This is a genomic window from Luteimonas salinisoli (genome assembly GCF_013425525.1).
Taxonomy (GTDB): domain Bacteria; phylum Pseudomonadota; class Gammaproteobacteria; order Xanthomonadales; family Xanthomonadaceae; genus Luteimonas; species Luteimonas salinisoli.
Map to the genome: position 1 here is coordinate 23,490 of NZ_JACCKA010000008.1, position 11,444 is coordinate 34,933.

12 protein-coding genes are annotated in these 11,444 nt (G+C 69.8%); 5 read left to right on the plus strand and 7 right to left on the minus strand.

What is annotated here, in order from left to right:
• Positions 1-54: 54 nt before the first annotated feature.
• Positions 55-2,025: a TonB-dependent receptor gene (locus H0E84_RS00925; protein ID WP_180676746.1), complete on the minus strand. Its 1,971-nt coding sequence runs from the start codon at positions 2,023-2,025 to the stop codon at positions 55-57.
• A 185-nt stretch (positions 2,026-2,210) separates the two neighbouring features.
• Between H0E84_RS00925 and H0E84_RS00930 the strand changes: the two genes are divergently transcribed.
• Positions 2,211-2,927, plus strand: a complete 717-nt coding sequence (locus H0E84_RS00930) for a response regulator (protein WP_180676747.1) — start codon at positions 2,211-2,213, stop codon at positions 2,925-2,927.
• Positions 2,924-4,321: an ATP-binding protein gene (locus H0E84_RS20710; protein ID WP_180676748.1), complete on the plus strand. Its 1,398-nt coding sequence runs from the start codon at positions 2,924-2,926 to the stop codon at positions 4,319-4,321. Before H0E84_RS00930 ends, H0E84_RS20710 begins: the two co-directional genes overlap by 4 nt.
• Positions 4,322-4,469: 148 nt before the next feature.
• On the opposite strand, the gene H0E84_RS00940 is transcribed toward H0E84_RS20710, so the two are convergent.
• From H0E84_RS00940 to H0E84_RS00950, 3 genes are all read right to left on the minus strand, one after another.
• Entirely contained in the window at positions 4,470-4,679 is a 210-nt protein-coding gene (locus H0E84_RS00940; protein WP_180676749.1) for a cold-shock protein, read from the minus strand.
• A 310-nt stretch (positions 4,680-4,989) separates the two neighbouring features.
• On the minus strand, positions 4,990-5,883 hold the full coding sequence (locus H0E84_RS00945) for an NAD(P)/FAD-dependent oxidoreductase (protein WP_180676750.1): 894 nt from the start codon (positions 5,881-5,883) through the stop codon (positions 4,990-4,992).
• Positions 5,880-6,329, minus strand: coding sequence for an Rrf2 family transcriptional regulator (locus H0E84_RS00950; RefSeq protein ID WP_180676751.1), 450 nt, complete (start codon positions 6,327-6,329; stop codon positions 5,880-5,882). Before H0E84_RS00950 ends, H0E84_RS00945 begins: the two co-directional genes overlap by 4 nt.
• 51 nt (positions 6,330-6,380) lie before the next feature.
• Between H0E84_RS00950 and H0E84_RS00955 the strand changes: the two genes are divergently transcribed.
• Complete coding sequence (locus H0E84_RS00955; RefSeq protein ID WP_180676752.1) at positions 6,381-7,055, plus strand: methyltransferase domain-containing protein; 675 nt, start codon at positions 6,381-6,383, stop codon at positions 7,053-7,055.
• A gap of 206 nt (positions 7,056-7,261) precedes the next feature.
• On the opposite strand, the gene H0E84_RS00960 is transcribed toward H0E84_RS00955, so the two are convergent.
• From H0E84_RS00960 to H0E84_RS00970, 3 genes are all read right to left on the minus strand, one after another.
• Complete coding sequence (locus H0E84_RS00960; RefSeq protein WP_180676753.1) at positions 7,262-7,447, minus strand: CPXCG motif-containing cysteine-rich protein; 186 nt, start codon at positions 7,445-7,447, stop codon at positions 7,262-7,264.
• Positions 7,447-8,238: a lytic transglycosylase domain-containing protein gene (locus tag H0E84_RS00965; RefSeq protein WP_180676759.1), complete on the minus strand. Its 792-nt coding sequence runs from the start codon at positions 8,236-8,238 to the stop codon at positions 7,447-7,449. The genes H0E84_RS00960 and H0E84_RS00965 overlap by 1 nt, the downstream gene beginning before the upstream one ends.
• A gap of 299 nt (positions 8,239-8,537) precedes the next feature.
• Positions 8,538-8,789 carry a hypothetical protein gene (locus tag H0E84_RS00970; protein ID WP_180676754.1) on the minus strand — a complete coding sequence of 84 codons (252 nt, stop codon included), beginning with the start codon at positions 8,787-8,789 and terminating at the stop codon, positions 8,538-8,540.
• A gap of 62 nt (positions 8,790-8,851) precedes the next feature.
• Here H0E84_RS00970 and dbpA point away from each other — a divergent pair, with 62 nt between their 5' ends.
• On the plus strand, positions 8,852-10,234 hold the full coding sequence (gene dbpA, locus H0E84_RS00975) for an ATP-dependent RNA helicase DbpA (protein ID WP_180676755.1): 1,383 nt from the start codon (positions 8,852-8,854) through the stop codon (positions 10,232-10,234).
• 175 nt (positions 10,235-10,409) lie between these two features.
• Complete coding sequence (locus tag H0E84_RS00980) at positions 10,410-11,174, plus strand: phytanoyl-CoA dioxygenase family protein (protein ID WP_180676756.1); 765 nt, start codon at positions 10,410-10,412, stop codon at positions 11,172-11,174.
• Positions 11,175-11,444 lie beyond the last annotated feature (270 nt).

Consider the following 11,444-nt stretch of genomic DNA (forward strand, 5'->3'; position numbering starts at 1 on the left):
TCGTGCGGGCGCAGTCATCACCGGGGAACCATCCGTACGCCACTCCCGCGGCGCTCAGAAATCGGTCACGAGCGAGGCACTCAGCTTCCTTCCTTCGATGACGTCGTATGTCCCCGATCCATACAGGTCGTAGCCATATGCGTCGAACAGGTTGCTCAACGACACGCGCAACACGCTGTCGTTGCCGGCGAGCCGAAAACGGTACCTCCCTCCGATGCTCGCCGTGGTGCGGGCGGGCAGGAACACGCTGTTCGACGTGGTCGCCGGGCGGGACGACTGGTGCGCGAAGCGCGCGTCCAGCGAGACGCCTTCCAGGGGCGTCGTCCAGTCGAGGTTGGCGTCGAACTTGCGGCGCGGCAGCCCGACCGGCCGGGGCCCGACGCGGCCGATCCGGACGCCCTCGCCAGTGACCTCGGGATCGAGCACGACGCCGCCGACCACCACCCGCAGCCGCTCGGTCAACGCACCGGCCAGCGACAGTTCGATGCCGCGGTTGCGCAGCGTGCCCAGTTGCGTGAACAGCCCCTCGACATTCCGGCTGAAGTAGGGCTTGCGCACCTCGAACACGCCGCCGATCAGCCGCAGCCGGTCGGTCGGCGACCATCGGAAGCCGGCGTCCTGTTGGCGGGTCGCGATGGCCGGCAGCGCCTCGTTGCGGTTGGTCGCGTTCTGTGGGGCCACCCCGCTTTCTTCCAGGCCGCGCGCGTAGCCGGCGAAGACCGCGAGCCTCGGCGCCACGTGGACGGCGACCGAACCGTTGTGAACCAAGAGGCTGGACCGGGATTCGGCTTCCGCCAGGCCGGGCCGCTGGACCCGCTTGCGGTAGTCGGTGTTCGACACGCCGAAGGCGACCTCACCGATGTCCGCCCAATGGCCGACGAACGCGATGCCGCCGGTGGACTGCCGGACTTCGTCGCGGCTCTGCGCGCCGAACACGAAGTCGGGCGCATCGAACGCGACGCGCTCACCCACCCGGACGAGGCCGAAATCCTGGGTATCGGAACCACCGAACAGCTGCCAGCGATCGCGCGCCCTGAGAGAGGCGATGATGCGGTGGCTCCAGGCGCCCCGGGCGAAGCTGCGCGTGGCGCGGAGCTCGCCGCTGGTCGACTCGGTCCTGCCCGGCGGATCGGTGAACACCAGATAGCGGCCGGTGCCGTCCGCCTGGATGTCGTCGAGCAGGACGAAGGTATCCCGCTCGGTGAGGAAGGCGGAGCGGAACAGGCCCAGGTCCACCGACCACCCCGCGGCGGGCCGTGCGGTGCCGAGCACGCCGTACAGCTGCGCCGCGCCTTCGAACCCGGCCCAGTCCTGGCCGAGGAAACGGCCGCGCGGCACGCGTGGCGGTGGCGCGTCTCCGGCGGGCGAGTACGCCGGGCCGATCGTGTTGTCGTGGGTGTCGGTGCGGCTCCAGAACGGCTGCACTTCGAGCCATGCCGCGGGCCTGAATCGCGCCGCCAGGCCCAGCACTGCCTGGGTGCTCGTCGATCCGTTCGCGAACGTGTTGTCCAGGTAGGCGGCACCGCCACCCACCGCCAGGCGCTCGCCGGCCAGCGGCAGCGAGAAATCGAGTTCGAGGCTCGCGTTGGCGTCGGTGTCGGCGGACGCGGTGGCCGACAGCGCCGCTTCCGCGCCAGGCCGGATGAGCCCGTAGTCGACGACGCCGGTCGGCGCCTGGAACGGGAAGGCCAGCGAGGACATGCCCACCCGGATGGCCGTGGATTGCCGGATGCGCGAGGAGGGCGCGGCGACCTGGTCGAAGTAGAGCCCGTCGATCCGCGCGTTGCCGGCGGCCAGGGCCGAGAAGCCGCGGACGTTGCCGGCAGTGTAGATGCCGATGCTCTCGCGCCCGATCGTGGTGCCGAAGCCGTCCTCGGCCTGGCGGACCACGTTCTGCTGCGTGCGGCCGGGGCCGGGGCCGGAGGCCGGGGGCTGCGGGGGCGTCTGCGCGTGCGCTGCGGGCGCGGCGAGCGCGAGCAGGGAGGCGGCGAGCAGTGCATGCCTGGCGGCTCGATTCGGAAACATGGCGCGTCCTTGGTTGCATCGGAGGCTGCAAGCTAGGGGACGCGCCGCTGGTAGGAATGTCGGAAACGCGCTGCGCTGTAACGCCGGCTCACGCCGCGGGCGGTGGTTACAAGTTGCTACAAATTCCCCGCGCCGCCGGCCGGCGGGGCAGGGCTACACTGGCCGCGTGTCCGGAGACAGGCCGCATGCCCCAGACCCGCATCGCCATCGTCGACGATGACCACGACATCCGCGAGCCCCTGGCGCGCTATTTCGCGCGTTGCGGATATCGCGTCGACACCGCGGCGAACGGCGCCGAGCTGGACCGGCTGCTGTCGGGGTCGACCTTCGACCTGCTGGTGCTGGACATCATGCTGCCCGGCGAGGACGGGCTGGCGATCTGCCGGCGCCTGCAGGGGAAGGCGCCGATGCCGATCATCCTGCTGACGGCGGTCGCCGACGACACCGACCGCATCATCGGCCTGGAACTGGGCGCGGACGATTACGTCTGCAAGCCGTTCAACCCGCGCGAGCTGCTGGCGCGGGTGAAGTCCGTGCTCCGCCGCACCGCGATGCTGCCGCCTCGGCAGGTGCGCAGGAAGGGCCGCGTCAGGTTCGACCGCTGGCGCTTCGATTTCTCGGGCAGGGAGGTGTTCGGTCCGGATGGCGTCGGTATCCGGTTGAGCGCGGGCGAGCATCTCATGCTCACTACGCTCATCGAGCATGCCGGCATGACCCTCACGCGCGACCAGCTGCTCGACCTGACCCGCGGGCGCGACGTGCAGTTGTTCGACCGCAGCATCGACATGCAGATCAGTCGCCTGCGCCGGAAGCTGGAGGCGGATCACAAGGCGCCGCGGATCATCGTGACCGACTGGGGCGGCGGCTATCTTTTCGCGGCCAACGTGGAGTGGTGCGAGTGAGCTTCCTCGAGCGGCTGCTGCCGCGCAGCATGGTCGGCCGGATGATCGCCGTGCTGACGCTGTCGTTCGCGGCGCTGCTGGCGGTGCTGTCGGTGGTCGAGCAGGCCGAAGGCAGCGACGTGCTGTCGGCGGCGGCGAGCGCCGACACGGTCGACCGCATCGCGCGCATGTCGCGGCTGCTCGCTCGGATGAGGACCGAGGAGCTGGCGACCCACGTCGACGTGGAATCGTTGTGCCATGTCGGCTACGAGGTCTCCGGTGCGCCGTGGCCCGGTGCGCGCGAAACACCGGAGACCTCGATGATCGCCCATGACCTCGCGCGCGCGCTGGGCCTGTCCGCCGCGCAGGTCCGGGTCGGCCGCGCCGCGCTGGCCCGCGAGGACTTCGGCTACCGCAAGTGCCGACCCGGGGAGATGGCGTACCCGGTGAACGGGGTGGTGATCAGCACGGGGCTGCCGGGAGACACCTGGCTCCATACCGAGATCCACCCCCACGAGGCGCATTTCCAGAGGACCTTCGCGGACTGGTTTCAGCGCTCGTCGCTGGCGTTCCTGCTGATCGCGGGCGTAGCGGCCCTGTCCATGTACAGGCTCGGCAGGCCGCTGCGTCGCCTGACCGAAGGCGCGCTCCGCTTCGGCAGCGGCCTGAAGGCCGAGCCCCTGCCCGAGACCGGGCCGTCGGACGTGCGCCGGACGATCCGCGCCTTCAACGCGATGCAGCGCCAGGTGATCGACGAGATCGACCGCCGCACCAGCACGCTGGCGGCGCTGAGCCACGACCTGCGCACGCCGCTGACCGCGCTCCGGGTCAAGGCCGAGCTGGTCGAAGACGACAAGGCGCGATCGGACCTGATCGCCAGCATCGTCAAGATGGAGACGATCGCCAGTTCGGCGATCGAGTTCCTGAAGGGCGAGGCGCGGACCGAGCCGATGCGGTTGATCGACCTGACGGCGCTGATCGAAAGCGAGTGCGCCGACTTTCAGGAGATCGGCGCCCCGGTGGCCTTTCTCGGAAGCGGGGCGGTGCAGATCGCCTGCCGGCCGGATGCGCTGGCACGCGCCGTGCGCAATCTGATCGACAATGCGATCAAGTACGGAGGCGGCGCGGAGGTCTCGATTTGCCTATCGCGTAGCGACGTCGAGATCGCGGTCGCCGATCACGGCCCGGGCATCCCCGCAGACCAGGTGCGGCAGGCGATCGAGCCGTTCGTACGCTTGTCCGCGGCGCGCGAGGGCGACGAGAAGGGGTTCGGCCTCGGCCTGTCGGTGGCCGCGGCGGTAGCCAAGGGACACGAGGGTTCGCTCGATCTGGCCGCCAATACGCCGCGCGGCCTCGTGGCCCGCATCCGCATTCCGCTGGCGGCGAGCGGCAGGGCGGGGCCAACCGTTCCGTGACCGGCACGCTCGCCGTTGCCGGCCGCAGGATCGGTCCGGGCGCCAGGCGATGCGATCGAGCTCGATAGCCCGGCGGAAAACAAAAGACCCCGGGCGTTGCCGCCCGGGGTCCTGGTATCGCTGGTGCGATGCAAGCGTCGTGAGACGGTTACTCGACCTGGACTTCTTCGGCCTGCAGGCCCTTCTGGCCCTGCGCGACCTTGAACGAGACCTGCTGGCCTTCCTGCAGGGACTTGAAGCCGCTGCCCTGGATGGAACGGAAGTGGACGAACAGGTCGTCGCCGCTCTGCGGGGTGATGAAGCCGAAGCCCTTGGCGTCGTTGAACCACTTGACGGTGCCGGTTTGACGATCTGACATGGTGTTACTCCTTGGATCAATTGAGGAAAGCACGGCCCGCGGGTGCGGTGCCGGGACTGTATCGAGCAAGGGGTAGCACGAAGCGATGGAGTGGATCGTCTGGAAAGGCCGGCGTCGGCCCTGGAACCGGTGATCTACCGCATCGGAGCCACGATGTACCGTGATCCCGCTTTGAACAGTGCACGCACTTTACCCCATTTTCGGGCCCCGGCCCCGAAACCGATGGCGGGGGTTCACATCCGGCGAAGTGGGGCGGGGGCAACCAGGCTCCTCGGACTACCGAGTTCTTCGTCCTCCATCCCGCCCGGGCTTATGCCGCCGGCGGGAACACCAGCGACTGGTGCACCTGGGCCCCTGCCCATGCGCCGTCGCCCACGGCGAGGGACACCGAGTGCGGGACGCGCGCCGCGTCGCCGCAGGCGAACACCCCGGCGATGGTGGTTTCCTTGGCCTCGTTGGTGCGGATCTGGGTGCCCATCGGGGTGTCCATGAGCTCGCAGCCCAGCCGATCGGCGAGATCGGACGAAGGCGCATTGCGCGAGGCCGTGAACAGGCCGGCGAAGCCCAGCCGCCGCCCGTCCGCGAGCACGACGTCCGCATGGCCCTCGATCCGGGCGATCGAAGCCCGCTCGATCGCGACGCCTCGTCCGGAAAGCGCTTCCTCGGTCTGTGGGTCCAGATCGAGGACTCCGTTGGCGAAGAGCGTCACCCGGCCCCACTCGGGCAGCAGTTTCGCCTGATGCACCGACATCGGACCGGTGGCGACGACCCCGATGTCGCCGCGGTCGAGTTCGTAGCCATGGCAGTAGGGGCAGTGGAACACGCTCCTGCCCCAGCGCTCGGCCAGCCCTGGCACGTCGGGCAAGGTGTCGGAGACGCCCAGCGCCAGCAACAGGCGCCTGCCGCGGTGGTCCGCGCCGTCGCTGGTCTCGACCGCGAACTCGTCCCTGGCGCCGGACGCCGCGACCGCCGCGCCTTCGATCCAGGTGAGGGTGGGGTAGCGCTCGAGCTGGGACCGGGCGACATTGGCGATCCAGGCCGGATCCCTTCCGTCATGCCCGAGGAACCCGTGCGACGCGGCCGCCGCGCGGTTGCGGCGCTGCCCGGCGTCGATGACCAGCACCCTGCGCCGGGCCCTGAGCAGCTGCAGGGCGGCCGCCATGCCGGCGTAGCTGCCGCCGACGACGATGACGTCATGGCTCATGCCGCGGTTTTCCTTTTCTTGCGGCTCTTGTGGCGCCGCGTGAATTCCGCGGCCAGCTGCGCCAGGGACACCGACGCGAACCGCTCCATCAGCAGCGCCTCGGCGTCGTCGAACGCGTCGGTCAGGGCCGCATTGACGACCTGTTCGACCAGGCAGGCCGGGTGTTCGCTGCGATGGCCGACCGCGAACAGCGCCGGCTCGCCGAGCGCTTCGTGCAGATCCCGAAGCGTCACCGCGGCCAGGTCGGCCGTGATCGTCCAGCCGCCGGCATGGCCGCGCCCGGCGGCGACCAGCCCGGCCTCCCGCAGCAGCCCCATCGTGCGCCTGACGACCACCGGGTTCGTGCCCAGGCATCGGCCCAGGGCATCGGACGTCATCGGCCCACGGTGCTCGGCCATGTGCAGCAGGGCGTGGAGAACGGCGGAAAGGCGGCTGTCTCGCTTCATGTAACTAACGATGTTACAAATAGCCTCCCTCGTCAAGTCCCGGAAGCCGCCATGTCCTCGTTCGATGATCCCGATGCAGTCGCCAACTACCTCGCAGGACCCATCGCGAAGGTCCCCGGGCTCCTGGCGCTGCATCGGATGGCGGAGCTCCTGCTCGCGGAACGCGTGCCCGAGGACGGCCGGGTGCTGGTGCTCGGCGCGGGCGGCGGGCTGGAGCTCAAGGCGTTCGCTGCGGCACGCCCCCGATGGCGGCTGGTGGGCGTCGATCCCTCGGCGGCGATGCTCGCGCTGGCGGCGACCACGCTGGGCGATCTCGCGCCGCGTGTCGAGCTGATCGAGGGCTATGTCGATGCCGCACCCGCGGGGCCGTTCGATGGCGCCGCGTGCCTGCTGACCCTGCACTTCCTGCAACCGGAGGAGCGCCTGCGCACCCTGCGGGAGCTCCGGCGGCGGCTACGCCCCGGCGCGCCCCTGGTCGTCGCCCACCACAGCTTCGACACGACGGATGCAGGCAAGGCGCGCTGGCTCAGGCGCTACGCCGCGTTCGCTTCGCCGTCCGGAACCCTGGACACGGGCGCGGACGCCGCGATCGCCGCCATGCGCGAGCGGCTTCCGGTCATGGCTCCCGAGGCGGAAGTCGCCTTGCTCGAGGAGGCGGGATTCGAAGGCGTCGAGCTGTTCTATGCCGGCTTCACGTTCCGGGGGTGGGTCGGCTACCGCCGGTAGTCGGAACCTTGGTCGAAACCGACGTTTTCGCCGACATGGGCTCGAGCGGCCACGCTACGAGCGGGGCTCCGCGTAGGAACGGCCCATGGCCGCGAAGGCCGCGGGGGCTCCGGCTGGGGCGGCGGTGATTCCCGGTGTTGGCCACGGCGCCGCCTCTCGCGCAAGGTGCGCTCATGCGCCGATGTCGCTGGTGGGTTGCTATCGCGTCAGGCGTCGTCGCCGTCGCGCCCCCGCACGTGCAGGCCGCCGTCGGCATCGAGGTCCACCGAGACCTCGATCGGCCGGCAGCACACCTGGCAGTCCTCGACGTACCGCTGGTCGCCGGCGGAGCCGTCGACGGCGAGCTGGATGGTCTCGCCGCAGTAGGGGCAGGCGATGTCGATGAAGTCCATCAGCGCGATGGCCGTTCCGGCGTGAACCCCATCGCCTCCCGGTAGCGCAGGTACAACGCCTGCACCTTGTCGAGATAGTGCCGGGTTTCCGGAAATGGCGGCACGCCGCCGTGGAACGCCACCGCGCCGAGTCCGGCGTTGTAGGCCGCGGCCGCCAGGGTGCGATCGCCGTCGAACCTGCGCAGCAGCATCCGCAGGTGCCGCGCTCCGCCGTCGATCGACTGCGCCGCCGACAGCGGATCGGCGACTCCGAGCTCGGCGGCGACCGCAGGCATCAGCTGCATCACGCCCAGCGCGCCCTTCGGCGACACCGCGTCGGCGTCGAAGCCGCTCTCGGCATGGGCGATCGCGCGCAGCCAGGCATCGTCGACGCCGGTGGCGTGCGACGCCGCGCGGAACTGTGCGTCGAAGGCGTCCATGCGTGGCGCGCCGACGCGCCCGAGCCCGGGATGGGCCGCCTCGCCCGGCGGCGTCTCCACGGTGAACTTCAGGAACACTCGCGAGCCGGGCAGGTTGCGGGTGGAATAGACCAGCCTGCCGTCCTGCTCGCGCTCGTACAGCGTGCCGCTGAAGATGCCGAAGTTGCCCCAGAGATTGGCCGGCTTGCCGGGCGCGTCGGCCACCTCGTGGGCCACGCAGCGCGACCCCGGCTCGGGCGCGGTGGCCAGGCTCACGGTGCCGTCGCGGACGCAGCGGTGGATCGTCCGCGCCGTTGCGGGCGCCGCGGCGCCGTACAGCAACACCGCCACGGCCACGGCCACGAGCACCCGGGCCCGGGCGCTGGCGGGCATCGGCGTGAGGGCTGCGGCCTTCGGGCGCTCGTCCGGCGGGGCGGTGTCAGGAAACCTCATGGATCCTCCCTGCACCCACTATCCACCTCGAACTCGGAGGCTGGGGTGAATTCAGGCGTCCCGCAGCGAAGCCAGCGAGGTCCCTTCAGCTCCGCTGGACGAGAAAGGCCACTCCGACGCCGGTAGTGCCTGCCGGGAGCTCCCTGGCCTTCGCGACCATGGGTCGCTCCTGCCGGGAGCGCTGCGCCCGCTCCGAATGGACGGGCATGGCCGCGATGCAGCCACTTTCCTCCTGCCGTTCACATCGGTGGCTCGATCACCTCGTCCAGGCGGTCGGATGCCACCGCGTACCCGCCATCCTCGACCTCGGCGCGCACCTCCAGCAGCTTGCCCGCCAGTTCATCGAGCTCGCCCGCGTCGGCCGCGCCGACGATCTGGATGCAGCGCGCGTTGAACCATTCCCAGAACTGGCGGAAGGTCTTGCCGTGCCAGTGTTCGTGGCGGATGCCCTGGTAGAGCTCGCCGATGGCGATGGTCAGTTCGTCGCGCATCGCGTGGCCTCTCGATGTGGGGGGCGGAGGCCGATTGTGGCCGAACCTGCGATCATGCGCGCATGTCCACGCCGCTCCCGTTCACCGCCCTCGCCCTGCCGCCCGCGCTGCTGCAGGGCGTCGACGCCCTCGGCTACAAGGCGATGACGCCGGTGCAGGCGCAGTGCCTGCCCGCCATCCTCGAGGGCCGCGACGTGATCGCGCAGGCGCCCACCGGCAGCGGCAAGACCGCGGCGTTCGGCCTGGGGCTGCTGTCCCGGCTGGACTCCGGGCGCATCGGCACCCAGGCGCTGGTGCTGTGCCCCACGCGCGAGCTGGCCGACCAGGTCGGCAAGCAGCTGCGCAGGCTCGCGACCGGCATCGCCAATCTCAAGCTCTCGATCCTGTGCGGCGGCATTCCGCTCGGCCCGCAGCTGGCCTCCCTGGCGCACCCTCCACACGTCGTGGTCGGCACGCCCGGCCGCATCCTGGAGCTGACCAGGCAGCGGGCGCTGCAGTTGGACGGCGTACGCACGCTGGTCCTGGACGAGGCCGACCGCATGCTCGACATGGGCTTCGAGGAGGCGATCCGCGACATCGCCAAGCGGATGCCGAAGGACCGGCAAGGGCTGCTGTTCTCGGCCACCTTCCCCGACGCGATCCGCGTGCTGGGCAATGCGATGCTGCGCGACGCGCTGGAGGTGAGCATCGAGGGCGGGGTGCAGCCGGCCACCATCCGGCAACTGTTCTTCGAGGTCGACCCTGCGCGTCGCGCGCCGGCCCTGGCCGCACTGTTGCTGCGTCACCGGCCGGAATCCGCCGTGGCGTTCTGCAACACGCGCGCCGATACCGTCGAGGTGGTCGGCTCGCTGTCCCACTACGGGTTCTCCGCGCTCGCCCTGCACGGCGACATGGAGCAGCGCGACCGCGACGAGGTGCTGGTGCAGTTCGCCAACCGCAGCTGCAGCGTGCTGGTGGCCAGCGACGTCGCCGCGCGCGGTCTGGATGTCGAGGACCTCGGTGCGGTGATCAACTACGAGCTGCCCACCGACCCGGACACCTACCTGCATCGCATCGGCCGCACCGGGCGCGCGGGCCGCGACGGCCTGGCGCTCAGTCTGTGCGCCCCGCGCGAATTCCCGCGCGCGAAGGCCATCGAGGAACGCCAGGGCCAGCCGCTGCGCTGGGAACCGCTGCAACCGCTGTCGGGCAAGGCGGGCAACGTCCCGGCCGCCACCATGGCCACGCTGCGCATCGATGCCGGCCGCGGCGACAAGCTGCGTGCCGGGGACATCGTCGGCGCGCTCACCGGCGAGGCCGGGCTGCACAAGGACGCGATCGGCAGGATCGACGTGTTCGCCACCCGCAGCTACGTCGCCATCGTCCGCCCGCAGGCGGCGAAGGCGCTGTCGGCCCTGCGCGAGGGCCGGATCAAGGGACGCAGGTTCCGGGTCAACCGCCTGTAGCCGGATCGCATCGGTCGGCGGATGCGCGCCCGGAGAACTCCGGGCCGGTCTGGTCATGCATTCGGACGGCCAGAACCGATGTTTTTCTTGTCGGCTGAACATACTTGCGCCTCATTGATCGAACGGTGCTGGGAGCGTTTGCTGGCAGCCTTGCCGAAGACCTCTCGAGGCCGCCATGTACCCTGATGCAGCATCCGAGCAGATCGATTTCTTCCGCGAGCACGGCTACCTGCTGGTGAGGCAGGCCCTTCCGCGAGACGCGCTGGATGAGCTGGAGAAGCACTGCGACGTGCTGATCGCGCAGAAGCACGAGCTCGCCAACGACTGGGCCTGGAGCAGCGGGGAATCCCGGGAGAACCGCAGTTTCCGCATCGTGCAATCGTCTCCTGCCAAGGTCTGGGCAGAGATCGCCGATCAGCCTTACCGCCATTGGCTCGAGCGGTTCTCGTCGCAGTTGATGGGCCTGGACATGGCGTTCTGGTACGACCAGTTCCTCGGCAAGCCCCCGGGCAACAGCGCGGTGACGGAGTGGCATCAGGACGAGGCCTACTGGGGGCGGAACCTGGACGATCGCGGGATCACGGGCTGGATCCCGCTGCAGGATGTGGATGCCGACAACGGATGCATGCATTTCATCGACGCAGGACACAGGCTGGGCGTGCTTGCGCATCGCCTCGTCGAAGGGGTCCAGAGCGATCTGTTGACGTGCGATGTGGACGAATCGAGCACCGTGGTCTGCCCCATGCGACGCGGCGACGTCGCATTCCACCACTCCAAGACGCCGCACATGAGCACCGCCAACCACGGTCCCGCATGGCGCAAGGCGGTCACGAACCACCTTCAGGAGCGCGGCGCCGGAGGCGAGGGCGGGCACTATCCGTGGCGGGTGAAGGTCAACCAGCGCACCGGAGAACGCTCCCCGGTAGGAAAGAACGGGTAGAAAATGGGGTCAGGTTCATTTTCTCGATGCCGGTGCAGAGCCCCCGACGGCGAGATAAAGAATGGTGCCAGGGACAATTTGACGGGACAGCTCACCGCGCGGATCGATGCCCCGGCCTTGCCGCCGGATGCACGAGATGTCGATCGGCCGCCCGGCGTGCGTTCCGCGGTCCGGGCATGATTGCTCTTGCCCAGGGCAAGAACAGGGGTCAGAGTCGGCTTTCTTGCCGGTCCGAAAAACGGGAAAGTCCACTCTGACCCCTGTTTTATA

Excerpts from the sequence above, each read along its gene's own strand:
- H0E84_RS00925 (WP_180676746.1), bottom strand. The coding sequence starts at position 2,025 with ATGTTTCCGAATCGAGCCGCCAGGCATGCACTGCTCGCCGCCTCCCTG.
- H0E84_RS00930 (WP_180676747.1), top strand. The coding sequence starts at position 2,211 with ATGCCCCAGACCCGCATCGCCATCGTCGACGATGACCACGACATCCGC.
- H0E84_RS00940 (WP_180676749.1), bottom strand. The coding sequence starts at position 4,679 with ATGTCAGATCGTCAAACCGGCACCGTCAAGTGGTTCAACGACGCCAAG.
- H0E84_RS00945 (WP_180676750.1), bottom strand. The coding sequence starts at position 5,883 with ATGAGCCATGACGTCATCGTCGTCGGCGGCAGCTACGCCGGCATGGCG.
- H0E84_RS00950 (WP_180676751.1), bottom strand. The coding sequence starts at position 6,329 with ATGAAGCGAGACAGCCGCCTTTCCGCCGTTCTCCACGCCCTGCTGCAC.
- H0E84_RS00955 (WP_180676752.1), top strand. The coding sequence starts at position 6,381 with ATGTCCTCGTTCGATGATCCCGATGCAGTCGCCAACTACCTCGCAGGA.
- H0E84_RS00960 (WP_180676753.1), bottom strand. The coding sequence starts at position 7,447 with ATGGACTTCATCGACATCGCCTGCCCCTACTGCGGCGAGACCATCCAG.
- H0E84_RS00965 (WP_180676759.1), bottom strand. The coding sequence starts at position 8,238 with ATGCCCGCCAGCGCCCGGGCCCGGGTGCTCGTGGCCGTGGCCGTGGCG.
- H0E84_RS00970 (WP_180676754.1), bottom strand. The coding sequence starts at position 8,789 with ATGCGCGACGAACTGACCATCGCCATCGGCGAGCTCTACCAGGGCATC.
- dbpA (WP_180676755.1), top strand. The coding sequence starts at position 8,852 with ATGTCCACGCCGCTCCCGTTCACCGCCCTCGCCCTGCCGCCCGCGCTG.
- H0E84_RS00980 (WP_180676756.1), top strand. The coding sequence starts at position 10,410 with ATGTACCCTGATGCAGCATCCGAGCAGATCGATTTCTTCCGCGAGCAC.